Annotated in this window: 30 protein-coding genes; 16 read left to right on the top strand and 14 right to left on the bottom strand. The window is 68.4% G+C overall.

The window, feature by feature from the left end; genetic code table 11:
- Window positions 1-566: 566 nt before the first annotated feature.
- The 3 genes from ABD296_RS13730 to ABD296_RS13720 all read right to left on the bottom strand — a co-directional run bounded on the left by ABD296_RS13730 (window position 567) and on the right by ABD296_RS13720 (window position 4,285).
- On the bottom strand, window positions 567-2,027 hold the full coding sequence (locus tag ABD296_RS13730) for a tyrosine-type recombinase/integrase (RefSeq protein ID WP_344265979.1): 1,461 nt from the start codon (window positions 2,025-2,027) through the stop codon (window positions 567-569).
- Between the two features lie 801 nt (window positions 2,028-2,828).
- Entirely contained in the window at window positions 2,829-3,839 is a 1,011-nt protein-coding gene (locus ABD296_RS13725) for an aldo/keto reductase (protein WP_344265977.1), read from the bottom strand.
- Between the two features lie 77 nt (window positions 3,840-3,916).
- Complete coding sequence (locus ABD296_RS13720; protein ID WP_344265975.1) at window positions 3,917-4,285, bottom strand: DUF4282 domain-containing protein; 369 nt, start codon at window positions 4,283-4,285, stop codon at window positions 3,917-3,919.
- Window positions 4,286-4,609: 324 nt separating this feature from the next.
- Here ABD296_RS13720 and ABD296_RS13715 point away from each other — a divergent pair, with 324 nt between their 5' ends.
- From ABD296_RS13715 to ABD296_RS13705, 3 genes are all read left to right on the top strand, one after another.
- On the top strand, window positions 4,610-4,987 hold the full coding sequence (locus tag ABD296_RS13715; RefSeq protein ID WP_344265972.1) for an MmcQ/YjbR family DNA-binding protein: 378 nt from the start codon (window positions 4,610-4,612) through the stop codon (window positions 4,985-4,987).
- A 7-nt stretch (window positions 4,988-4,994) separates the two neighbouring features.
- Window positions 4,995-5,363, top strand: coding sequence for an MmcQ/YjbR family DNA-binding protein (locus ABD296_RS13710; protein ID WP_344265969.1), 369 nt, complete (start codon window positions 4,995-4,997; stop codon window positions 5,361-5,363).
- Window positions 5,364-5,431: 68 nt separating this feature from the next.
- The gene (locus ABD296_RS13705) at window positions 5,432-5,848 is read left to right on the top strand and encodes a PPOX class F420-dependent oxidoreductase (protein ID WP_344265966.1); all 417 of its coding nucleotides are present in this window, start codon (window positions 5,432-5,434) and stop codon (window positions 5,846-5,848) included.
- On the opposite strand, the gene ABD296_RS13700 is transcribed toward ABD296_RS13705, so the two are convergent.
- Window positions 5,827-6,204: a hypothetical protein gene (locus ABD296_RS13700; RefSeq protein WP_344265964.1), complete on the bottom strand. Its 378-nt coding sequence runs from the start codon at window positions 6,202-6,204 to the stop codon at window positions 5,827-5,829. The genes ABD296_RS13705 and ABD296_RS13700 overlap by 22 nt on opposite strands.
- A gap of 70 nt (window positions 6,205-6,274) precedes the next feature.
- Between ABD296_RS13700 and ABD296_RS13695 the strand changes: the two genes are divergently transcribed.
- Both ABD296_RS13695 and ABD296_RS13690 read left to right on the top strand, forming a co-directional pair.
- A complete protein-coding gene (locus ABD296_RS13695; RefSeq protein ID WP_344265962.1) occupies window positions 6,275-7,099 on the top strand; it encodes a MerR family transcriptional regulator in 825 nt (274 codons plus the stop codon).
- Complete coding sequence (locus ABD296_RS13690; RefSeq protein ID WP_344265987.1) at window positions 7,090-7,425, top strand: YnfA family protein; 336 nt, start codon at window positions 7,090-7,092, stop codon at window positions 7,423-7,425. The genes ABD296_RS13695 and ABD296_RS13690 overlap by 10 nt, the downstream gene beginning before the upstream one ends.
- Before the next feature lie 429 nt (window positions 7,426-7,854).
- On the opposite strand, the gene ABD296_RS13685 is transcribed toward ABD296_RS13690, so the two are convergent.
- On the bottom strand, window positions 7,855-8,193 hold the full coding sequence (locus tag ABD296_RS13685; protein WP_344265960.1) for an Imm51 family immunity protein: 339 nt from the start codon (window positions 8,191-8,193) through the stop codon (window positions 7,855-7,857).
- A gap of 409 nt (window positions 8,194-8,602) precedes the next feature.
- Between ABD296_RS13685 and ABD296_RS13680 the strand changes: the two genes are divergently transcribed.
- Entirely contained in the window at window positions 8,603-8,980 is a 378-nt protein-coding gene (locus ABD296_RS13680; RefSeq protein ID WP_344265957.1) for a 5-carboxymethyl-2-hydroxymuconate Delta-isomerase, read from the top strand.
- Window positions 8,981-9,227: 247 nt separating this feature from the next.
- Here the strand turns inward: ABD296_RS13680 and rox are convergent, their stop codons facing one another.
- From rox to ABD296_RS13660, 4 genes are all read right to left on the bottom strand, one after another.
- Window positions 9,228-10,652 carry a rifampin monooxygenase gene (gene rox, locus ABD296_RS13675; protein WP_344265984.1) on the bottom strand — a complete coding sequence of 475 codons (1,425 nt, stop codon included), beginning with the start codon at window positions 10,650-10,652 and terminating at the stop codon, window positions 9,228-9,230.
- Window positions 10,653-10,877: 225 nt separating this feature from the next.
- Window positions 10,878-11,198 (bottom strand): WD40 repeat domain-containing protein, encoded by a 321-nt coding sequence (locus tag ABD296_RS13670; RefSeq protein ID WP_344265954.1) that lies wholly within the window; start codon window positions 11,196-11,198, stop codon window positions 10,878-10,880.
- Window positions 11,192-11,728 carry a WD40 repeat domain-containing protein gene (locus ABD296_RS13665; protein WP_344265951.1) on the bottom strand — a complete coding sequence of 179 codons (537 nt, stop codon included), beginning with the start codon at window positions 11,726-11,728 and terminating at the stop codon, window positions 11,192-11,194. Before ABD296_RS13665 ends, ABD296_RS13670 begins: the two co-directional genes overlap by 7 nt.
- On the bottom strand, window positions 11,713-12,117 hold the full coding sequence (locus ABD296_RS13660) for an ArsI/CadI family heavy metal resistance metalloenzyme (protein ID WP_344265948.1): 405 nt from the start codon (window positions 12,115-12,117) through the stop codon (window positions 11,713-11,715). The genes ABD296_RS13665 and ABD296_RS13660 overlap by 16 nt, the downstream gene beginning before the upstream one ends.
- A 114-nt stretch (window positions 12,118-12,231) precedes the next feature.
- Between ABD296_RS13660 and ABD296_RS13655 the strand changes: the two genes are divergently transcribed.
- The 6 genes from ABD296_RS13655 (at window position 12,232) to ABD296_RS13630 (ending at window position 15,449) form a co-directional block, all read left to right on the top strand.
- On the top strand, window positions 12,232-12,609 hold the full coding sequence (locus ABD296_RS13655; RefSeq protein WP_344265945.1) for a metalloregulator ArsR/SmtB family transcription factor: 378 nt from the start codon (window positions 12,232-12,234) through the stop codon (window positions 12,607-12,609).
- A 17-nt stretch (window positions 12,610-12,626) separates the two neighbouring features.
- On the top strand, window positions 12,627-13,037 hold the full coding sequence (locus ABD296_RS13650; RefSeq protein ID WP_344265942.1) for an arsenate reductase ArsC: 411 nt from the start codon (window positions 12,627-12,629) through the stop codon (window positions 13,035-13,037).
- Window positions 13,038-13,100: 63 nt separating this feature from the next.
- Window positions 13,101-13,451: an ArsR/SmtB family transcription factor gene (locus ABD296_RS13645; protein WP_344265939.1), complete on the top strand. Its 351-nt coding sequence runs from the start codon at window positions 13,101-13,103 to the stop codon at window positions 13,449-13,451.
- Window positions 13,451-14,173, top strand: coding sequence for a methyltransferase domain-containing protein (locus tag ABD296_RS13640; protein WP_344265936.1), 723 nt, complete (start codon window positions 13,451-13,453; stop codon window positions 14,171-14,173). Before ABD296_RS13645 ends, ABD296_RS13640 begins: the two co-directional genes overlap by 1 nt.
- Before the next feature lie 269 nt (window positions 14,174-14,442).
- Window positions 14,443-15,039, top strand: a complete 597-nt coding sequence (locus ABD296_RS13635) for a GNAT family N-acetyltransferase (protein WP_344265933.1) — start codon at window positions 14,443-14,445, stop codon at window positions 15,037-15,039.
- An 11-nt stretch (window positions 15,040-15,050) separates the two neighbouring features.
- Window positions 15,051-15,449: a VOC family protein gene (locus ABD296_RS13630; RefSeq protein WP_344265930.1), complete on the top strand. Its 399-nt coding sequence runs from the start codon at window positions 15,051-15,053 to the stop codon at window positions 15,447-15,449.
- Window positions 15,450-15,462: 13 nt separating this feature from the next.
- Here the strand turns inward: ABD296_RS13630 and ABD296_RS13625 are convergent, their stop codons facing one another.
- Window positions 15,463-16,455: a helix-turn-helix transcriptional regulator gene (locus ABD296_RS13625; RefSeq protein WP_344265927.1), complete on the bottom strand. Its 993-nt coding sequence runs from the start codon at window positions 16,453-16,455 to the stop codon at window positions 15,463-15,465.
- A gap of 95 nt (window positions 16,456-16,550) precedes the next feature.
- Here ABD296_RS13625 and ABD296_RS13620 point away from each other — a divergent pair, with 95 nt between their 5' ends.
- From ABD296_RS13620 to ABD296_RS13610, 3 genes are read left to right on the top strand one after another with little or no spacing between them, the layout of a single operon-like run.
- The gene (locus ABD296_RS13620) at window positions 16,551-16,976 is read left to right on the top strand and encodes a VOC family protein (RefSeq protein WP_344265924.1); all 426 of its coding nucleotides are present in this window, start codon (window positions 16,551-16,553) and stop codon (window positions 16,974-16,976) included.
- A 28-nt stretch (window positions 16,977-17,004) separates the two neighbouring features.
- Window positions 17,005-17,148 carry a hypothetical protein gene (locus tag ABD296_RS13615; RefSeq protein ID WP_344265921.1) on the top strand — a complete coding sequence of 48 codons (144 nt, stop codon included), beginning with the start codon at window positions 17,005-17,007 and terminating at the stop codon, window positions 17,146-17,148.
- Window positions 17,145-18,248: a winged helix DNA-binding domain-containing protein gene (locus ABD296_RS13610; RefSeq protein WP_344265918.1), complete on the top strand. Its 1,104-nt coding sequence runs from the start codon at window positions 17,145-17,147 to the stop codon at window positions 18,246-18,248. The genes ABD296_RS13615 and ABD296_RS13610 overlap by 4 nt, the downstream gene beginning before the upstream one ends.
- Here ABD296_RS13610 and ABD296_RS13605 read toward each other — a convergent pair.
- Window positions 18,245-19,162, bottom strand: coding sequence for an NADP-dependent oxidoreductase (locus tag ABD296_RS13605; protein ID WP_344265915.1), 918 nt, complete (start codon window positions 19,160-19,162; stop codon window positions 18,245-18,247). The genes ABD296_RS13610 and ABD296_RS13605 overlap by 4 nt on opposite strands.
- A gap of 143 nt (window positions 19,163-19,305) precedes the next feature.
- Here ABD296_RS13605 and ABD296_RS13600 point away from each other — a divergent pair, with 143 nt between their 5' ends.
- Window positions 19,306-20,175, top strand: coding sequence for a helix-turn-helix transcriptional regulator (locus ABD296_RS13600; RefSeq protein WP_344265912.1), 870 nt, complete (start codon window positions 19,306-19,308; stop codon window positions 20,173-20,175).
- Here ABD296_RS13600 and ABD296_RS13595 read toward each other — a convergent pair.
- From ABD296_RS13595 to ABD296_RS13585, 3 genes are read right to left on the bottom strand one after another with little or no spacing between them, the layout of a single operon-like run.
- A complete protein-coding gene (locus ABD296_RS13595; RefSeq protein ID WP_344265908.1) occupies window positions 20,169-20,645 on the bottom strand; it encodes a hypothetical protein in 477 nt (158 codons plus the stop codon). The genes ABD296_RS13600 and ABD296_RS13595 overlap by 7 nt on opposite strands.
- Entirely contained in the window at window positions 20,626-21,114 is a 489-nt protein-coding gene (locus ABD296_RS13590; RefSeq protein ID WP_344265905.1) for a COG4315 family predicted lipoprotein, read from the bottom strand. The genes ABD296_RS13595 and ABD296_RS13590 overlap by 20 nt, the downstream gene beginning before the upstream one ends.
- Window positions 21,104-21,667 carry a COG4315 family predicted lipoprotein gene (locus tag ABD296_RS13585; protein ID WP_344265902.1) on the bottom strand — a complete coding sequence of 188 codons (564 nt, stop codon included), beginning with the start codon at window positions 21,665-21,667 and terminating at the stop codon, window positions 21,104-21,106. Before ABD296_RS13585 ends, ABD296_RS13590 begins: the two co-directional genes overlap by 11 nt.
- Between the last annotated feature and the right edge of the window lie 109 nt (window positions 21,668-21,776).

Here is a 21,776-nt window from a genome sequence, read left to right as displayed (position 1 = left end):
TCGCTGCACTACGGTGACCGCATCACCCTGAACTGAAAACCGATCACCGCCTCACCCACAGACTTTCAGACAGTCCCCGCCAGTCCGTGAAGGCCGTCAGGGTGCGTCGGCGGCGTTAAATGTGGCGCACTCCTGCTGTGGCTTCGGAACCCCAAGCGAGCAGTAGATCTCCTGGGGGTTCCGAAGTGCTTTTGGTGTATTCCGTGCCTTTTGGTGCGCCTTGCCTTAGTGTGCATTTGATTACACTGGGTTGTGATGGCACTTCAGGTGCTGTGGCGCCCGCCGTCACCGGCGGGCGAGGATCGCAACCGTGATGGGCGTGATCGCGCGGCCTGCACCCCTAGCGCGGTGGCGCCCGCCCTCGCCGGCGGGCGAGGACCGCAACGAAGTGCAGGACAGCCGGGGGGCTTGGCCCATACCTTGGTGGCACCGGCCGTCACTGGCGGGCGAAGGACGCAAGCACAAGAACGGTGTGAAACGGGGCGCTGAGGGGCGATGGCGCCCGCCTTCATCGGCGGTGAGCAAGTGGCTGGGCGTCCCGCAAGACGGGACGCCCAGTTGCCCTGCTAGACGAGACGGAGGTGAGGTGCGGTGTTGCTGTGTTGGGCGATGGTCAGGTCGGCGATCACGGCTCGGAGTCGGGCGATCTCCTGGTTAGCGGTATCCGACTGAGCGTCCGTGGCGGGCGGCTCAGCCTGAGAGCGTGCTGCGGTGCTCCGTATCTTGTCCAGTGCTGTCAGAGCGGTTTCGTCGGCGTTGGGCAGGCTGTGGAGGTACTTCTCTGTTGTCGCGAGCTTGAGGTGGCCGAGGCGTTCCTTGACGACCTGAAGGTCGGCGCCGCCGGCGAGGAGCCATGAGGCGTGAGCGTGGCGTAGGTCATGGATGCGGGGCGACCAGTCGAGTCCGGCTGCGTCTCGAGCTGGATACCAGCAGTACTTGCGGAACCAGTTGGCCGGGATGTGGGGGTCGGTGTCGATGGCACGCGGGCGACGTGGGCTGTCCTTGCCGCTGGCGCGACGCTTGGCTCGGTAGGCGGCGTAGGCGGCCCGGCAGTGATCGCACTTGCACTTGCCCAGGCTGTAGGCGGTGATCGTGCCGTGGGTGTAGGTACGTCTGTTGGGAGCCTCGAACTCCAAGTTCCCGGTGGCAGCAACTTCGAGGTGTGGTTCCGCTGCCACGTCGCGGCGTGAGAAGAAGAGGTCGTCGAGCTTCAGCCCGTGTGCTTCTACATGGGCCTTGAGCTTGGCGACGATCTGGGCGCTGAGCCTGAAGCGTCGGTGCTTTCGGTTCTTGGGATAATCCTTGACCAGGAAGCGCTTGCCCTCCGGATGGTTCTTACGGGTGAGTTCGATGACTGCGCGGCTGATGGTGAGGATGCCGGTGGTGAAGTCGAGGTCCTTGACGCGCAGTTCGGTAAGTTCTCCCCAGCGAAGCCCGCTTTCGATGTCCGTTTCGATGAGGAGCTGCGCGTCCGAGTCTGGCAGGCGCCGGTAGATCGCATCGAACTGGTCGACGGTGATGATCTTCCGTATCTTCTCCGGTACCGGGTCTGTTTCGATCCCGCGGCTCGGGTGAATGACGACCACATGGTCGCGCAGTGCGGTGGTGAATATCGCATTCAGGACTGACACCTTGCAGTACTGGATCCTGCGTGGTGTAACGCCCTTTGCTTTGAGGTGAGTGATCCACTGTTGGATGTGCTCAGGGAAGATCTCGTTCATTCGCGTATCGCCGAAGTAGGGCATGATGTGCTTGTAGATGGCCGAGACGTAATCCTGCCTCGTGCTCGGTTCCATGCGGTGATTGGGTAGCCAGGTATCTTCGACGTAATTCCGGAACCTTTGTTTTCTGCGAGCGTGGTCCCATGGAATACCTTCCCTGATCTTGACTTCTGCGGCCTGCCAGGCCCGTTGGGCTTCCTTGTATGTGGAGAATGTCCCGGCTGAGCGCTGTTTGCCCTTGTGGTCCATGTACAGGGCCTGGTAGCGGGTCGACTTCTTGTTGTTGTAGGTGCGGACGAACCCCATGCCTGGCCACCTCTCGTCACCTTGATCATCTATCACGTTTCCATCAGTGGATCATGGATGATCGGGTGATAATTAGACGGACTGTATGGCAGCCCAATTAGACTGCCGACCTGCACTTTAACGAGGGATGGCCGATTTTCCTAATGGACAATTCGGACGTGAATTAACTTTCCCAAGCTGACAGCGCGGGTTCGATTCCCGTCACCCGCTCCACTGATGAAGGCCCAGGCCAGTGAGGTATCACTGACGCTGGGCCTTTCTTGTTCATCAGCCGCCGTGCCCGCTACGTGCCCGATGTCTCACCGGAGCCGTCCGGGTCCGTGCGTGGCTTCTTGGGCTTCTTGGTCTTCTTCGACTTCTTGAGTTCGCGCGCCGCCATCTTGCCGACCCTCGAGGGGCGGCGGCGCTCAGGCCGCTGCGCGGCCTCGCGCCTGGCCGCCCGGAGCGTGCGGCGTGGGCGTCGGTCACCGGACGGCCGCGCCGGGCCGCGCATCGCGACGCGTCCGCTGGCCCCGCCCCGTCCGGCCGCCACGGGGGCCGCGCCGCTGCACCGAGTACGGGCACAAGCCATCCTCGGCACAGGGATGTGTTGCAAGTTGAGGTGGAAATCCGCGGGCCCCCGACGCCGATTTGTCGAGGATGGCGACGGCCAGAACCCATCAAGGGCGTTTACGGCTTCACTACGTGATGGCCTATGGCCCCCTTGACGGAACCTGTCCGTCGCTCAGTACAGGTCTCGTCGGGGCCCGGGGGAGGAAGGTGGGGGAAGAACAGCGGCTACGCCGCGCGCCCAGGCCCGGACTACCGGGAGCCCGCCACAGGCTGCCGCTTGTAGAAGGACTCCTGCAGGTAGGCGGCCTCGTGTGGCTGGTAGGGCTCCTCCAGGTAGGCGGCCTCGTCGTCGTCGAGTTCGACGTCCACCGCGGCGACCGCGTCGGCCAGCTGGTTCGGCTTGGTGACCCCGACGATGGGCGAGGTCACCGCCGGGTTGCGCATGACCCAGGCCAGGGCGACCTGGGCCGGGGACAGACCCCGCTTGCCCGCGATCTCGTGGACGCGCTCGGCCACCATCTGGTCCTCGTCGCGGTAGAGGATCTTGCCGCCCGCATCGGTCTCGGCACGCGCCGTGGCGGTGTCGCGGCCCCGCGTCAGCCTGCCCCGCGCCAGCGGGCTCCACGGGATCACGCCGATGCCCTGGTCGGCGCAGAGCGGGAGCATCTCCCGCTCTGCTTCCCGGTGGATGAGGTTGTAGTGGTCCTGCATCGACACGAACCGGGTCCAGCCGTTCAGGTCGGCCAGGTACAGGGCCTTGGTGAACTGCCAGGCGTGCATGGAAGAGGCTCCGATGTAGCGGACCTTCCCGGACTTGACCGCGTCGTGCAGCGCCTCGAGGGTTTCCTCGATCGGGGTGTCATAGTCCCAGCGGTGGATCTGGTACAGGTCGATGTAGTCGGTCCCCAGTCGCTTCAGGGAGGCGTCGAGCTCGGCGAAGATCGCCTTGCGGGACAGCCCGGCGCCGTTGGGGCCGGGGCGCATCCGCATCCAGACCTTGGTGGCGAGAACGACCTCCTCGCGCCGGGTGAAGTCCTTGACCGCCTGGCCGACGATCTCCTCGCTGCTTCCGGCGCTGTACCCATTGGCCGTGTCGAGGAAGTTGACGCCGCTCTCAAGGGCCTGCTTGATGATGTCCCGGCTGGCGTCCGCGCCCAGCGACCAGGGCTCGCCGCCCCGGTCCGGCTCGCCGAAGCTCATGCAGCCGAGGGTGATGGCAGAGACTTCCAGTCCGGTCGTTCCAAGTTTGAGGTAACGCATGCTTGTGAACCTAGGAGCTGGAGTGCGCTCTAACGCAAACCGTCATCGCGGCGCTCGCTGTGCGGGAGGGTGCCGGGTCAGGGTCGGTGAGCACCTGGAGGCTGCACAGGTGGCGCGTCGGCCGGGGGTGCTGGCGGGGGGACAGGTTGGGTCTTGGAGATGATGCGTTCGCAGATGATCCGGACGACCAGGAGCACGGCCAGGCCCAGGCCGACGACGATCGGCGCGGCCAGCCACATGGCCCAGCCCATCCGCGAGGCGAGCGACCACACCCGGAGCAGGCCGAACAGCGTTCCGAAGCCGATCACGACGAGGGCCGGGACGTAGAGCCACCGGACCAGGATCGGAGTCACGCGCCGTTCGAACTCCACATCGAGCAGTGCAGCGATGAGGGAGTCACGAGAGGGAGATTGACGGGGAGGCGGGTCATTGTGGTACGCCACCATCCAAGATCACTGGGCTGGAGCAGCGCGGGTCAACTCGCTGCGTTCGCCCAGGAACACAGCCGAGTGGCCCGCTGGAGGCGACAAGACCACGTGCGGGTCGAGCGCGGTCGCGTGGATGTCTGCGGGTCGCCCGGTCTGAGCGTCAGTGGATCCTTTGCGTACAGGTGACCGCTTCCTGTGCGGATGTGCTACCAGGCGGGTATGGGGCTGAAGCGGGGAAGAGATGCCTGTTGAAGCGTTCGGTGATGGAGTTGGGGTGACGGTGGGCGGTGGGCGTGCCGAGGTCGCGCTCCCGTACTCGCAACCGAGGAGGAGGTTGCCGCGTTGAACGGGAAGGCTTTGCAGGACACGGCGCAGAAGCGGGCTGAGGAGTTGCCGGCGACCACGCTGTATTCCTTCGAGCCTGGTTGGGAAGCCGTCAGGGTCGTGGACAAATGGTTCATGTTGGTGACCGAGGTGCTCGGCCGGCCGGTGGTGATCTTGAAGTCGCGTCCGGACGACGCCCAGGCCTTGTGCGAGGCGTATGCGGAGATCACCCCGGGCTATCACATGAACAAGCGGCACTGGATCACGCTGTCTCCGGGCGATTCGATCGACAAGAAGCTCGTGAAGGAGCTGGTCACCGAGTCCTACCGGCTGGTGGTCGCCAATCTGCCCAAGTCGCGTCGGCCGGTCGACCCGGCGCGGTTCGGCACAGCGTGAGCCGGCCATGGCCATCACCGGAAATCGACTCCAGCGTCTGGCCCGCAGCACGGCCGGTGAGCTTCCGGGTGTCAGTCACGGACGGCCGTTCACCGACAAGCTGGACGTCTACAAGGTGGCGGGGAAGGTCTTCCTCATCGTCACCGACGACCCGCACGAGCAGATCATCACCGTGAAGGCCGAGCCCGAGTATGCGCGGTCGCTGCGGCAGCGGCACGAATCGATCACGGTGGGCCGGTACCTGAACAAGAGGCACTGGATCTCCCTGGCCGCGGGCCGGGAGATCACCGCCACGCTGGTCAAGGACCTGGTCGCGGACTCCTATGAGCTGGTCGCGGCGTCGGTGCCCGCCCGCCACCGCACCAGGACCGGGTGAGCGGCCACTGAGCGCTCCGCGGTATCCGCCTCGGGGCGCACCGAAGGAAGGGGAGTCCGATGCACACCATGTCGACACAGGAGTGGCACGAGTTCGTCACGCGCGGGGCCCGCACGGGGAAGTTCTCCACGGTCGGACCTGACGGCACGCCGCACATCACTCCCGTCTGGTACGTCTTCGACGGTGAAGCGTTCGCGTTCACCACCAACGGCCAGGCGGCCAAGGCCCGCAACCTGCGGCGTGATGCGCGCGCGGCGCTGTGCGTCGACGACGACGCCCCGCCCTTCGCCTACGTCGAGGCCCGCGGCGAGGTGACCTTGAGCGAGGATCTGGACGAGCTGGTCGATGTCGCCACCCGGGCCGGCGCCCGGTACGCGGGCCCGGACCAGGCCGAGGAACTCGGCAAGCGCAACGGAGTGCCCGGCGAGGTCGTCGTCCGGCTGCGCCCCACGAAGGTCATCGCCTACGCCGGGATCACCGAATAGACCACCGCCCGTCCTGCGGCAGTGCACGCCGCCGGACCCGTTCCGCGCCGCCGGTGCGGATAGCCTTCCTGCCGAGCAGCGCGGACCGGAACCATCACCGAGCGGGACGTGTGCGGACTGTCCAAGCGGATGGTGAAAAGCAGCCCGGCGTCGAGGGCGTTGCCGGCGTGCCGATGGTCATGGAAGCGCAGGTTCGGGACGGCTCTCCAGCGTGTGACCTTGTTGAAGCCGCTACGCCGAAGCGGCCCGTCCTTGATGCCGGTGAAGACCAGCGCGTCAGGGACCGAGGGTGTCGACGCCGACGCACCGTCACCTCGCCCCCGGGTGACGACGTCTGCGTGCCCGTCCTTGGCCACCAGGGATCTGTGAGCGCAGCAGTGCGGGGGGTTGACCTTCGAGTTGGCTCGAAGGTTTACCGTGATCGCTATGGATGACCTGCGGATTTCCCAGCTTGCCGAACGAAGTGGCGTGCCAGCTACAACGCTGCGCTTCTACGAGACTGCGGGTCTGTTGCCTGCGGGCCGGACCCCGGCCGGGTACCGGGTGTACGACGAGATGGCTTTTGAACGGCTGAGCTTCATCGGTGCGGCCAAGCGACTCGGTTTGCCACTTGAGGAAATCGCGGAACTGCTCCAGGTCTGGGAGGACGGGTCGTGCGCCCAGGTTCGAGCCGACCTGCGGCCGCGCTTGGCGTGCAGGATCGCCGAAGCCGAGCAGCGCGCGGTGGAGACGGCCGAGTTCATTGCCACCTTGCGGGGCGCGGCGAACCATCTGGACGCACTACCCGAGCGGGAAGGACGATGCGACCCGCAGTGCGGGTTTCTCGATCCGGAAGCCACCGGCTCAAAGGCACCCCTCTCGGTGGCGGCGCATCGTGCAGGGCAGGATGCCGAGGACGAAGCATGGCGGACAGCGCCGGTCGCCTGCTCCTTGAACAGTGAGGACATGCAAAAGCGTGCCGCACAGTGGCGAGTGCTCCTACGAGGCGCCACCTGTGAGCGGATCAGCGACGGTGTGCGGCTGAGCATGCCCGCCGAGCGTGCCGGGCGGGTCGCCGAGCTGGCGGCCGCCGAGCAGCAATGCTGTCCCTTCTTCGACTTCCGCCTACACCTTGCCGGGGGCATGGTGCGTTTGGAAGTCCGCGCGCCCAGCGACGCCGCCGGCCTGCTGGACGAACTGTTCACCGACCCGGCCAGCTCACCCGGAAAGCCGCACCGCACCACGGACGGGGATTGCTCATCGTGCTCGTAGTTCGTTCGATCGCCTTGTTTCTCCTTGCGGCGCTCTTTGAGATCGGTGGGGCGTGGCTCGTCTGGCAGGGTGTACGCGAGCACCGCGGATGGGCCTGGATCGGCGCCGGGATCGTTGCGCTCGGCGCTTATGGCTTCGTGGCGACAGGGCAGCCGGACGGACACTTCGGACGAGTGCTGGCTGCCTACGGCGGCATCTTCGTAGCCGGTTCGATCATTTGGGGAGTGATCGCCGATGGTTACCGGCCCGATCGGTACGACATCGCCGGAGCCGTCATCTGCCTCGCCGGGATGGCCGTCATCATGTACGCCCCGCGCCACCGCTGAACAGTCGCCGAAAGCCTCGGCGCGGCGCACACGCTGAATCCGGTCTGTGAGTGGCGATGCCGCTACCTCGTCCAGCAGCACGACACGGGCGGCGCGACGGGCGCCCGCTCCGGCGCGCCGGGCGTGCGGCCTGTTCCGTCCGGTTGTCTGTCGTCCGTGCTGCGACATACCGCCATGATTCTCAGACCCGCCCCATCGCACATCGACCTAAAGTCTGATCCGCGAGCACGCCGGCCATCACTGGGCTGCGCCGCTCTGAGCCCGCTAGTCCGGGGCGCTCGTTCGCGCGAAGCGTCTGCCCATCTGGTCGCGCCATTCGCGCGAACGAGCATCCCGGATCGATCTGTGCGAGATGCTCAGCATTGGCTGCGCGGGTGCTCGTGGCGGTGCTGGACGGGTATGGAGCCCGTCGGTCGGACCACGGAGTGATCAGTCATCGAATTCGAAGCCAGTGGCCTCGGCCGACGTGATGAGCTTCCGCATTCGATCGCCGTCTGTGGCAACAGAACTCATCAGAGTAGCCAGCTCTTCGAGAGCGCTTCGGTCATCGCCGTACGCGCAGAACATGTCGCCTTCCGGGTCATACGAGAAGCGCCCTTCGAGGGTCTGCGCCTCCGTGCTGATGAGGAATTGTGCGACGCCCTCCCAGAAATAGCCGTTCGGCTCGTGGCCGAGCTCCTCGACGAGTTCGTCCACTCGGGTCGTTCCTGCATCAAGCAGCAGCGAGAACGCCCCAGGGGTGGTTTCCATCAACCTCAACGGAGTCATCGGCGGATAGTGGCACTCTTGAAGCGAAGCTGCAACGTCCAAGGCGAGTCCACGTTCCCGCGCCTGCCTCAACAGCCCTGCGACGCTGTCGGCCACTCGTTCGCGAACGTGCGCCGCAGGCTGGGTCAGTGCAGGTCGACGGCTGGGCGGCGTGTAACCAGCAGGGATCAAGGGGCGGTCACGGTCACCTGCGGCACGGGCCGAGCGCAGGTCGTTAAGCTCCGCCGCTTACGCGCCCGGCAGAAAGCCTGGCTCTCCGGTAGGTCAACGGGGCCACGGCCAACCCTCAGTATGGGCGATCGCCCTGCGCGACTCTGTCGGGTTCGCTGGCTCTACCAGGCAGATATGTTCGACGGCGATAATGGGTTCCGTTGCGTGACCCTGATTGCTTCTTCTATATGAGAGCGATATGCCACAAATCACGGTTGAGTACTCGGAGGCCCTAGGCGAGGTGTTCGATCGGCGTGGATTTGCGCCGACGTTGCACCCTGCCGCGGCGGAGCTGATCGGCGGCGCCCTGTCGGACTTCAAGACTCGCTTCCGGGCGATCGGTGAAGCGGTCATCGGTAGCGGCGAAGCCGGTGAGGCGATGGTTCATGTCGACCTGGCGATTCTTCCCGGCCGCGATTCCGAGGTCAAAGCCCGTCTTGGGAGGCTGGCTCTCGCAGTGTTGGGTGACCACATCAAGCCGGGAGCAGGGTTGAACACGCAGGTCACCGTTGAGGTCCGAGACATTGTGAGCTATCACAAGCGCGTCCTGGCGCCTGACGCAGCCAGGCGGTCGTGACCGGGCTGCGAGCCGGGGTTGCGGCCTGTTCCGGCCGGTCCCGTCTCACGGCCCGGTCACGACCGACTCACCGTACGCAGGGCACCCAAGAATGATCGAAAGCGGGTGTCGGTAAGAGGCCGATCCCTTTGCTGATCGCCGTCGCGGCTTGCCACGTATTCGTGGGATGACTACATGGACCAGTCCCGGCCGTGATTTCGGCTTGAGACGAGCGTGTTCGCGTTCATTCTTGGGCGCTTAGGCGGAATCAGTTGGCGGGTTTGCCGAACCAGCGGGAGAGGTGGTCGTCCAGGTCCTGCTGGTCGTCGCCGATCCAGGCGACGTGGCCGTCGGGGCGTAGCAGGACGCATGGGGCATCCAGTGCCGCAGTGGGATCCGCGAGGTAGTCGACTCGGTCCGACCAGCCGCCGACGGTCAGGCGTTCGGTGCGGTCCAGCAGCAGGCCGCGGCCGCGATGCAGCAGGCCGTAGAGGTGGCCCCGTTTCAGGTCGATGTCGCGCAGGCGGCGGCCGAGCAGGTCGGGGCCTTCGCCGAAGTCGTAGCGGATGCCGATCGCGGTGATCTTCTCGATCAGGTAGCGGTTCACCTCGTCGAAGTCCATCAGCTCGGTGAGCAGCCTGCGCACGGCCTGCGGGCCCGGTTCGGGGGAGTGCAGTTCCATCTGGGCGCGGGTGTTGTCCAGCACTTCCTCGGCGACCGGGTGACGTTCGGCCTGGTAGGTGTCCAACAGTGCTTCCGGTGCCCAGCCGCGGATCTGTGCGGCCAGTTTCCAGCCGAGGTTGAACGCGTCCTGAACGCCCAGGTTGAGGCCCTGTCCGCCGGTGGGTGGGTGGATGTGCGCCGCATCACCGGCCAGCAGCACCCGCCCGATCCGATAGCGTTCGGCCAGCCGGGTGGCATCGCCGAAGCGGGACAGCCAGCGCGGGGAGTGCACGCCGAAATCGGTTCCGGCGATGGTGCACAGCTGTTGTTTGAAATCCTCGAGGGTGGGCGGTTCCGCGCGATCGCTGACTCCCGCGGCGGGGACTACGACGCTATATGTTCCCTGGCCGAAGGGCCGGAGCCAGAATTGCTTGTTGGTCTTTTGGATTTCGGTGACCTTGGCGGCGATCTCCTCCTGCGGCACGCCGACTTCCATCTCGCCCATCAGCGTCTCGGTCCGCGAAGGCTCGCCGGGAAAGCCGACGCCGAGTAGCTTGCGCACCGCACTGCGTCCGCCGTCACAGCCGACGAGGTAGCGCGAACGCAGCCGTTCGCCGTCGGCCAGTTCGACGGTGACACCCTCGTCGTCCTGCTCGAAACCGGCCACCGAACAACCGCGCCGGACCTGCGCACCCAGTTCGACCGCATGTTCTTCGAGGAGGCGAACGATGACCGGCTGCGGGATGCCCAGCAGATAGGCGTGCGCGGAGTCCAGGTCCTTGGGCGCGGGTTTGTTGATGGCGGCGAAGAATCCGGCGGCCGGACGTTGCCTTCCGTGTTCGCGGATGCGGTCCAGCAGTCCGCGCATTGCCATCAGCTCGAGGCTGCGAATGTGCAGACCGACGATGCGGACGAACGATACGGGCTCGGTTTCCTTCTCCAGGACGAGTACCCGTACGTCGTGTAGCCGCAATTCGGCGGCCAGCATCGCACCGGTCGGCCCGCACCCGGCAATGATCACATCGAACATGAGGGGCGCGCGATCGGCGCCGTCGTCCACGGGGGAGTCGCGCTCGACCCTGTCGTTCGACGCCGGTTCGGTGGTGGGCTGCGGAGAGTGCATGGTGTTGCCTTTCGGGAGTGCCTTGTTGGTGAGGCGCTCCCAGCGACACCTACATCAATCGCCCAGCCGTGACGGGAAGGGGGAGCACCCACATCGATACAGCGTTCATGGGTCTCACCTCCTCGGGCGGTGTCACGGACGCCTGCAAGTTACAAGCCCGAGCATCAGCCCGTCCAATCCTTTTCCCGCGGCGTGATCGCGACGGTCCAGGGCGTTGATGCGTTCCTCGTGGACGGGCAGCGTCGCGATGAGCGGCCGGTCGGTGTCGTCGAGCGCCCACACCTGCACCTGGCCGCTCTCGCCACCCGCCACCGCGACCGGACGTCCGTCGACCGAGGTCAGCGCGACACCCCTCGCCGGCTCCTTGTCCCCGGTCTCCCACCAGGCCGTCCGTTGCCCGGACCGCAGGTCCCAGACGCCGACCATTCCGTCGTGGCCACCCGTGATCAGCATGGGACGGTCACCGAGGTGACGGGGTCGTCCTCCTCGTCCACCTCCCGAAGCAGTTCGCCGCTTCGCAGGTCCCAGGTGACCATGGCGTGGTTCTCGCTGCCGCTGACGATGATCAGGCGATCGTCGTGCAGTTCCGCCGCCACACAGTCGACGTCGGGATCGTCGTCGTCGGGGTACTGCTCGAAGGGCGGCCGAAGGGGCGGCTTGGCCCAGACGTGCTCGGCCGGGTTCCAGATCCAAGCGCCGCCGCCGTACTCGGCGATGAAGAACAAGAGGTGTCCGTCCACCTCGACAATGTCGATGTCATTGATCGGCTTCCTGGAAGGCAGGGGCTGCTCAAGATCATGTCGGCGACCGTAACCGGAGACTGCGACATCGCCGTATGTCCGCATGCTGGCGGTATGGGATTTCTTGCGGGCTTCCCAGACGTCCGAGAACTCTGCGCCCGTGAGGGGCCGCGGCTGACGATGACCATGCGCGCGTGCGGAGCGAGCACGCGGGCCTGGGGCGTCGATCAGGTGCAGGCGCATCCGGACGCGGCGCCGAGGGTGTCGGCGTCGGCCTTGACCGTGTAGACCTCCCAGGGTTCGCCGCCGGGGCCGTGGACCCAGACTTTGTCCTGCACGGCGTAGCAGCAGGAGGTGTCGTTCTCCTCCAGGGTGGCGAGCCCGGCGTCGGCGAGGCGGCGGGTCGCGTCGGTGACGAGCCCGGAGTCCTCGACCTCGACGCCGAGGTGGTCCATGCGGGTCGGCTCGCCGTCCTCGCCCTCGATCAGAACCAGCTTGAGCGGTGGCTCGGTGATGGCGAAGTTGGCGTAGCCCGGCCGGAGCTTGGCCGGCTCGGCGCCGAACAGCTTGGAGTAGAAGGCGATCGAGCCTTCCAGGTCGGACACGCGCAATGCGAGCTGGACGCGGGACATACGGTTCCTCCTCGTGTCGAGGGCGGTGCCTCGTTGGGCGCTGCTTAGATGTCCGTCTAAGTAGCTGGTGGCCCGAGTTTGCGCTTCTGAATAGATGGATGTCAAATTAGAGCTATGTCTAAGCAGCTGTTGTCGATCGTGAACCCTGTCGATGGCGAGGGGGCGTGTTGTGCGCCCCTGGTCTGCGAGCCGTTGAGCGAGGCCGAGGCGGGTGAGCTGGCGCCGCTGTTCAAGGCGATCGCCGACCCCGTCCGGTTGCGGCTGCTCTCGTTGATCGCCTCCCATGAGGGCGGCGAGGCGTGCGTGTGCGACCTGACCGCCGCGTTCGAGCTGACGGCCCCCACGATCAGCCATCACCTGAAGGTGCTCAAGCAGGCCGGCCTGATCGACTCCGAGCGGCGCGGGACCTGGGTCTACTACTGGCTCAACCCCGGCGTCCTGGAACGGCTGTCGGCGGTCCTCGGGCCGCGCGTCACCGCCGCTGTTTCGTGACCGGCACCGAAGACCCCATGAGCCAGACCCCCGAGGTGCTGTTCGTGTGCGTCCACAACGCCGGACGCTCCCAGATGGCCGCCGCCCTGCTCGACCACCACGCCGCCGGACGGGTCCGCGTCCGCTCGGCCGGGTCCGCGCCCGCCGACGCCATCACCCCCGCCGTCGCCGAGGTGATGGCTGAACTCGGGCTTGACCTGGCAGGGCAGGTCCCCAAGCCGTTGACCGGTGAAGCCGTCCAGGCCGCCGACGTGGTCATCACCATGGGATGCGGCGACGCCTGCCCCGTGTTCCCCGGCAAGCGGTACCTGGACTGGCAGCTTCCCGACCCCGCCGGTCGGCCGGCCGAGCAGATCCGTCCCATCCGCGATGAGATCGACGTCCGCGTTCGCGCCCTGCTCGCCGAACTCCTGCCTGGGGGCGCCTGACGAGTCCCGGCATCGGTCGCCGCTCTTCCATGGCGTCGTTCCATCGTTTATCGTCGATGGACGATGAATGAAGAGAACGGGCCGCTCGATCGGGCCACCGCCACCGAGTACGCGTCCTGGTTCAAGGCTCTGGCCGATCCGACGCGCATCCAGATCGTGTCCCTGCTCGCCCGGCAGGGGCGGCCGATGAGCGTCGGCGAGATCGTCGATGCCGTCCATGTCGGGCAGTCGACCGTGTCCGCACACCTCAAGGTGCTGGCCGAGGTCCGGTTCGTCCTGGTCGACCAGCAGGGCACGTCCCGCTTCTACCGGATCAACACCGCGTGCGTGGACTGCTTCCCCACCGCCGCCGATCTGGTCATGGGACGTCCCGCACCGGTCGCGCCGACCTGCCCACCCGAAGGAGGCGACTGATGCCCGACTCCCACACCACGGACGCCATCGTTGCCCGCTACTCCGGTCTCGCCCGAGCCGCCCTCGCCGGAGACACCCCGCACGACGGAAGTCAGTGCGGTGACTCCTGCTTCGGCGCCGCCGCCTACCAGGCCGAGGACGAGGTACCCGAGGCCGCCCTGCGTGCGAGCTTGGGATGCGGCAACCCGCTCGCGGTCGCCGAGCTGCGCCCCGGCGAGACCGTGCTCGACCTCGGGTCAGGCGGCGGTCTGGACGTGCTGTTGTCGGCCCGCCGCGTCGGCCCGTCCGGGATCGCCTACGGCCTGGACGCCAGCGACGACATGCTCACCCTCGCCCGCGCCAACGCCACCCAGGCCGGAGCCGGCAACGTCCGCTTCCTGCGCGGCCACATCGACGACATCCCGCTTCCCGCCGCGAGCGTGGACGTGGCCATCTCCAACTGCGTCATCAACCTCGCGACCGACAAGGCCCGCGTCCTCGCCGAAGCCTTCCGCGTCCTGCGGCCCGGCGGCCGCTTCGGCGTCAGCGACATCATCCCCGAGCCCGGCGAACGCGTCGCCGCAGAGCAGCGCATCGGTTGTGCCGCCTCCGCCCTCACCGCCGAGGAGTACCGCTGTGAGCTGCGCGCCGCCGGGTTCACCGCCATCAGGATCACCCGCACCGCTGACACCGGTGATGGGCTGCACGCCGCCGTCGTCCAGGCTGCCAAGCCCGTCGGCTAGCTGGATGGACGCCATGCCGCGTCAACAGTCCGCCGGTGTCGCCGGCCGGGCCATGGAACGCCGCGACGCAGACCCGGGTAGCGACGTCGCCGCCAGCCCCGTGTCCGACCGTTGCTGCTACGCCGGAGTGGTGGAGCGCAGCGTCTACATCAGCCCCCACGCCCGCGGCCAACGCATCGGTACCGCCCTGCTGGGAGCCTCGAACGCAGAAGCCCCGCCGTCCTGTAATGGTTGCCCCGGCTGTCCAGGTGCCCGGTACCGTTCCGTTCGTGGACGATGCGGCGATCGAAGCCTTCCTGGACAACCAACGGAACGCGTCCGGCCGGGTGACGCTGCGGCGTCTCGCCAGCCGTGACGAGAAGGAGTTCCTCGACCTGGTGAGCGCCAGTGCGGAACTGCACGGCCCGTGGATGGCTCTGCCGTCCACGCCAGAGTTGTACCGGGCTTACGTGACGCGGTACGCGCAGCCCAACGAGGAATCGGTGCTGATCTGCGTGCGCGACAGTGGAGCCATCGCCGGCGTGGTCAACATCAACAGCATCATTCGGGGACGCTTCCAATCCGCTTCCATCGCCTATGCCGCCTTCGCGCCCACCGCCGGCCAGGGCTACATGACCGAAGGGCTCGCGCTGGTCGTGCGCTACGCCTTCGAGCAGTTGCGGCTTCACCGGCTCGAAGCGCAGATACAGCCCGAGAACCACGCCTCCCTCAAGCTGGCCCGACGAGTCGGATTCCGCCATGAGGGCTACTCGCCGGAGTTGCTGTACATCGATGGAGCCTGGCGAGACCACGAACGATTCGCGATCACCAGCAGCATGGTCGACATCGCGCCCACGCCTCCCCACCCGACGCTGCCAGAACGCTAGAGTCGGTCGATGTGACCGGACTGTCGGGCTGGGGTCATGTGACGCTGACGGTGCGTGACGCAGATCGGAGTGTCGCCTGGTATTGCGAAGTCCTCGGCTTCGTCGTCGCCGCCACTGAGACCACCCCGCAATGGCGGCGGACCTTGTGCCGGCATTCGAGCAGCGGCATGGTTCTGGTGCTTCAGCAGCACTTTCCCGCCAGTGTCGGTCCGTTCGACGAACGCAGGGTCGGCTTGGACCATCTCGCCTTCCGAGTCGACACTCATCAGGAACTCCTGGCCTGGCAGCAACGCCTCGAGATGCTGGAGGTCGACTTCACTCCGATCGCCGACACCGGCCGCGCAGGATTGGCCCTTACCTTTCGCGACCCTGACGGCATCGCGCTCGAACTCTTTCACCGCTCGGCGTGATTGTGCTGCAGCGTTAGCGTTGAGCAAATCCGGCGGCGGTGGTGTAGCGGCGGGCCAGGTGTGCGCAGGCGTCCTTGAGTTCGGCGGGGCCGACGACCTCGAAGTCGGCGTCGAAGCGGCCGATGGCGGCGGCCAGGCCGGGCCATGACCACGAGCCCAGGACGAGCCGGCAGCGGTTCGGGGCGAGTTCCTCGACGAGTCCGTCGCGGGTGTAGCGGGACACGACCGCGGCGGGCAGGTCGAGGATCACCTCGCCGCGGCAGGGCCAGTCGGCCGAGCCGTCGGAGCCGCGGAAATGGCCGGCCACGAACGCCGCCACGTCGCCGCCGGGCAGTTCGCGCGGGGTGAAGCGGGGCCCTGTGGGGGCGCGCGGGGAGATCCGGTCGGCGCGGAAGGTGCGCCAGTCCTCGCGGTCGAGGTCCCAGGCGACGAGATACCAGCGCCCGCCCCAGGTGACGAGGTGGTGGGGCTGCACTCGGCGCGGCGGGGGCTGCACGCCGTCGCGGTCCGGCGGGGATGCCGGGACGTAGTCGAAGCGCAGCACCTCGCGGGCGTGGACGGCGGTGCCGAGGGCCATGATCACGCCGCCGTCGACCTGCGGGTCCGGCCGGGACACAGGCCGCTCGACGGCGGTGACCTGCACGGTGTCGATCCGGTGGCGCAGCCGGGCGGGCATGACCTGCCTGATGGTGGCCAGCGCGCGCACGGCGCCGTCCGAGATGCCGGCGCCGGTGGTGGCGGCGATCTGGAGGGCGACGGCGAGGGCGACGGCCTGCTCGTCGTCGAACAGCAGCGGGGGCAGCTCCGTACCGGCCGCGAGCCGGTACCCGCCGTCCGGACCCTTGATCGCCGCGATGGGGTAGCCGAGCTCGCGCAGGCGGTCGACATCGCGGCGCACGGTGCGCGGGCTGACGTCCAGGCGCTCGGCCAGCAGCGCGCCCGGCCAGTCCCGCCGCGCCTGGAGCAGCGAGAGCAGCTCCAGCAGCCGCGCTGAGGTCTTCTGCATGCTCCCGATATTGCCCGAAGAAGCGGCCACATCCTGTCCGCTACCCCTGCGACGGTGGAGACCGAGCCAGACGAATCGAGCAAAAGGAGCCTGCAATGGCCGTCAACGTTGTGACCCACCTGAACTTCCGAGGCGACGCCCGCGAGGCGCTGACCTTCTACCGGTCCGCGTTCGGCGGGGACATGGCCGTGGTCACCTACAAGGACGCCGGAAACGTCCAGGAGCCGTCCGAGGCGGACCAGGTGATGTGGGGCCAGGTGGCCGCCGCCGGTGGTTTCCGCGTGATGGCCTACGACGTGCCCTCGAACCTGCCGTGGAACCAGGGCGAGAACGCGTTCTTCGTATCGCTGCGCGGCGAGACGTCCGAGGAGATCACCGCGTACTGGGAAAAGCTCTCCGAGGGCGCGAGCATCCGGCAGATGCTCGGCCCTGCGCAGTGGGCACCTCTCTACGGGATGCTCACGGATCGGTTCGGCGTCACATGGGTCGTGGACGTCGTCAGCGACTACAACGCCTCCTGACCGCCACTCCGACGACAAGGACGTACCAGTGAGGGTGCGCGCGCTTGGCCGCACCGGCAGCCAGATCAGCCCCTACTGCCTGGGCACCATCCTCAACCGCGGCATCGAGGCCACCGGACATCATCCGCTCGCGCTGCGCCGGCGACCGGCCGACGAGCGGGCCGCGGCATGACCGTCCTCGGTACCCGGGCGCTGGGCCGCGCGACGCTCGCCCGGCAGCTGCTGCTCGACCGCGCCGACATGCCGGTCGTCGACGCGGTCGCGCACCTCTGCGGCCTGCAGGCGCAGGAACCGCAGGAACCGTTCGTCGGGCTCTGGTCGCGGCTGCGCGCGTTCGACCCGGCGTCGCTGTCGAACCTGCTGACCGGACGGCGCATGGTGCGGACCCACCTCATGCGCCGCACCGTCCACCTCGTCACAGCCGAGGACGCGCTCTCCTGGCGGGCCCGCCACGACCCGATGCTGCGCCAGCGGGCCCTCGGGGTCTATCGTCGCGAGCTCGACGGGGTGGATCTCGACGAACTCGCGGCGGCGGGACGGGCGGTGATGGCGGACGGCGAACCGCGCTCGATGGCGGACCTGGCGCGGGCGCTCGCCGACCGCTGGCCGGACCCGTCGCCGCGGGCACTGGGCGAGATGCTGGTCGCGGCCCTCGTCCCGATGGTGCAGATTCCGCCACGCGGTCTCTGGCGGACGAGAGCCGGAGTGCTCAACGTCCCGCTCTCCTCCTGGCTCGGCCGCGAGATCGACCCTCCATCGCCGGACGGCTCCGACCCGGTGGGCCAGACCCTGGTACGGCGCTACCTGGCCGCGTTCGGCCCCGCCGCCTCGGCCGATCTGCGCGCCTGGTGCGGTCTCGCGGGACTGCCCGCCGCGATCGCCGCCATGCGCGAGGAGCTGGTCGCCTTCCGCGACGAGCGGGGCCGGGAACTCCTGGATCTTCCCGACGCGCCGCGTCCCGATCCCGACACGCCCGCCCCGGTGCGGTTCCTGCCGGCGTTCGACAACGCGATCCTCGGTTACCACGACCGCAGCCGGATCATCGACGACGCTCACCGCGGCCTGTCGGTCACGGGCGCCCGGATGGTCCTGGTCGACGGCCGGGTCGCCGCGACCTGGAGCGTCGATGCCGGCACCGTGACCGTCACCCCGCTGCGCCGCTTCACCCGAGCCGACCGCACCGCCGTCACCGAGGAGGCCCGGTCCCTGGCGTCGTTCCTCTCCGACCACGACAACGACCGAGCACGGATCACCGATCCGGTGGCGGGTTAGGGGCGGAGGACGATCTTGCCGTGGGTGTGGCGGCGTTCCAGCTCGCGGTAGGCGTCCTGGACCTGCTCCAGCGGGTAGGTGCTGGCGATCGGGACTTCGAGTTCTCCGCGTGCGGCTAGCCGGGCCAGCTCGCCGAGGACGACCGCGGAGGCCGCCGCGCCTTCTCCGTAGGTCCGCGCACCGACCTTGGCGGCGGCCTCCCAGTCGCGGATCGTGTTGATCCGTTCGGGCCGCACGCCCAGCTCCACCGCAAGGTCCACGTAGCCGTCGCCGAACGTGTCGATGAACGCGTCGACTTTCCCGCCGGAGGCCTTCCGGATTCGCTCGGCCGCACCTTCCCCGTACTCGACCGGCACGACATCGTGGTCGGTCAACCAGGCGTGGTTCGGCTTGCTCGCGAGCCCGATCACCGTGGCGCCGCGCCGCCGCGCGAGCTGCACGGCGAGGGATCCGACGCCGCCCGCCGCTCCGGACACGACGACCGTGTCGCCCGGTCCGGGGTCGACCGCGAAGACGGTGGCGTAGGCGGTCGTGCCGGCCACGTACAAGGAACCGGCCACGTCCCAGGCCAGTCCCTCCGGACGCCGGATCAGGTTCACGTCGTCGACCGCGACGAACTCCGCGTGGCTGGCCCTGCGGTGGGTGAAGCCGATGACCTCGTCGCCCACCGCGAACCCGCGCGCCTGCGCGCCGATCTCCACCACGACGCCGGCCAGGTCGCTGCCCTGCCCGGAGGGGAACGTCGCCGGCCACCGCTGGTGCAGCTCGCCGGAGCGGATATGGGTCTCGCCGGGCTGGATCCCGGCCGCGCGGACCTCGACCAGCGCCTGCCCGGGGCCGGGCACCGGGCGCTCCACCTCATCGACCCGCAGGACGTCGATCTCGCCGTACTCGTGGAACCGCACCGCTTTCATCGCATGATCTCCGCTCTTCCTCATCTGATGGACGCACTTCGACCATGCCGTCTTCCCGCACGGTTGAGGAGCGGAGCGGTTTCCCTAGGAGCGCGGGTCCGGGGATGCGTCCGGCCGAGGGTGATACGACTACCGATATGGGGATGCACCGCGACGACCTGGCCGATTTCCTGCGCCGGTCCCGGGAACGCCTGGCTCCGCGGGACGTGGGGCTGGTCGAGGGGCCGAGGCGGCGGACACCGGGACTGCGCCGCGAGGAGGTCGCGGCGCTCGCCGGGATGTCGGCCGACTACTACATGCGGCTCGAACAGGCCCGGAGCTCCCAGCCGTCGGTCCAGATGCTGGCGGCGCTGACGCGCGCGCTGCGGCTGACGATCGACGAGCGGGACCACCTGTACCTGCTCGCCGGGCACCATCCGCCGGAGGGGGCGCGGGCCGGGGAGTACCTGCGGCCGAGCCTGCTGTACCTCCTCGACCGGCTGGACAGCGTTCCGGTCCAGGTCGTGGGCGATCTCGGTGACCTGCTGGCGCAGAACGACATGGCGCTGGCGCTGTTCGGGTGCGTGTGCACGGTGGCGCCGGAGGACCGCAACATCGTGCTGCGCTGGTTCACCGAGCCGGACGTGCGGAGCCATTTCCCGGCCGAGGAGCGCGAGGAGCAGGCCCGGCAGCTGGTCGCCGACCTGCGCGCCGCGGTGACCCGGCGCGGCGACGACGAGGCCTCGCGCGCGCTGGTGACGCGGCTGCGCGCGGCCAGCGCCGAGTTCGCGGCGCTCTGGGACCGGCACGAGGTCGCGGTGCGCAGGTCGCACCCGTACCGGATCGTCCATCCCGAGCTGGGCCGGCTCGACTTCGACTGCGAGGTGCTGGCGACACCCGCGGCGGACCAGCGGCTGCGCGTCTTCACCCCGCCGCCCGGCGGGACGGAGGCGCTGGACATGCTGCGCGAGCTCGGCCCGCAGCACCGGCACGGCTCCGCCACGGCGCGCCCGTCCGCGAGCGAACGTCAATGATGCGTCCCTGACGGGCGCAACCGGCGGGCCTCCAGGGCCAGGTAGGCGGCGAGGACGACGACGGCGGCCGATTCGAGGGCGAGCGCGAGCCAGACGGTGGACCGGTAGCCGTATTCGTGGAAGCCGAACAGCGTGCCCTGCTCGCTGAGGATCAGGCCGATGATCGTGCCGAGCAGGAACACGATGCCGCCGAGCGCGACGAGCGCGTGCGGCGCCCGGCCGAGCAGCGGCAGGGACCGGACGAGCGGCAGCGACCCCAGCGGCGCGAGCAGGGAGAGGCCGAGCACCACCGCGCTGGCGAAGTTCGCCGCGAACAGGTCGCCGATGATCGGGATGACGCGGTAGTAGTCGGCGAAGTACTCGTAGAGGTGCACCGCGCCGACGCCGAACAGCAGGAGCGCGGCCAGCCCGCGCAGGGCGGCCGGTGCGAGCGGGCGCGTCGCGGCGAGGTCAGGGCTGGCTGCCACCATGTGCACTCCCCGTGGTCTGGATCTGTCCCTGGGGGGTGAGGGCGAACCACGGCGCGCCGAACTGGGTGATCCCCTGGCCCTCGGCGTCGCCGCGTCCGGTGTCGGCCTGGTAGTAGTACAGCGGGTGCCCGGCGTAGACGAGCTGGCGGGGCCCGTCGGGGCGGGCGATCGTGGTCAGCATGCCCGCCTGCGTTCCGCCGGACGTCCCCGGCCGCCCCTGGGTGGTGACCGGCGGCCAGATGCTGGCGCACGCGCCGAAGCAGGTGGACCGGTTCGGCGGGTCGGAGGCGAACAGGTACAGCGTGCGCCCCTTGCCGTCGACCAGGATCCGCCCGAGCTTCGGCACGGCTGCGGAGCCGACCCGCTGGCGGCCGGGGTCCTGCGAGTTCGTCGCGAACGCGCAGCCGGCGGCCAGCAGGCCCGCCGCCGCGGCGGCGGGCCACCTCAGGCGCAGCGGGTCACGAGCCACCCTTCTCGACCTTCTTGCCGGCCGGAGACACCACGTACCATCCGGCGCCGAACTGGTTGAGCCCCTGCCCCTTGGCGCTGCCCTTCGCGGTGCCGTCGGGGGCGTAGTAGTACAGCGGGTGCCCACCGTAGGTGACCTGCGTCTTTCCGTCGCTCCGGCTGGTGGTGCCGAGCATCGACGCCTTCGCCTGGGAGCCGGCATGCGGCTTCGCCGTGGTGGTGACCGGCGGCCACACCGCCGCGCAGGCCCCGGAGCAGGACGACTTGCCGCCCGTGTCCTTCTCGAACAGGTACACCGTGCGGCCCTGGCCGTCGACCAGGACCTGCCCCAGGTTCCCGGTCTTGGCGGTCGCGATCGTCCCGCCCGCGCCGGACGTGCTCGGTGCGGACGAGGCGGCCACCGGTACGGCGGGACGGTGCGCGGCGGCGCCCGAGCCGCCGGATCCGCCGCACGCGGCGGCCGCGACCGCCACTGCGGCCAGGGGGACCGCCGCCCGCAGCCCGCGACGGCTCTGCCGCGCCTGGATGGTGTTCCACCGATTCGTTCCGGACATCGCGAACGTCCTTCCCTCACGGAGTTCGGTACCGGTTGCCCGATGCCTTCCTTTCCGGCCCGGCCGTACCCCGGGAATCGCCGAGCGAACGGACTTGCCCAGACGCTGA

It is taken from the genome of Actinomadura napierensis, assembly GCF_039529375.1.
GTDB lineage: Bacteria > Actinomycetota > Actinomycetes > Streptosporangiales > Streptosporangiaceae > Spirillospora > Spirillospora napierensis.
This window is presented reverse-complemented; position numbering and strand designations above follow the sequence as displayed.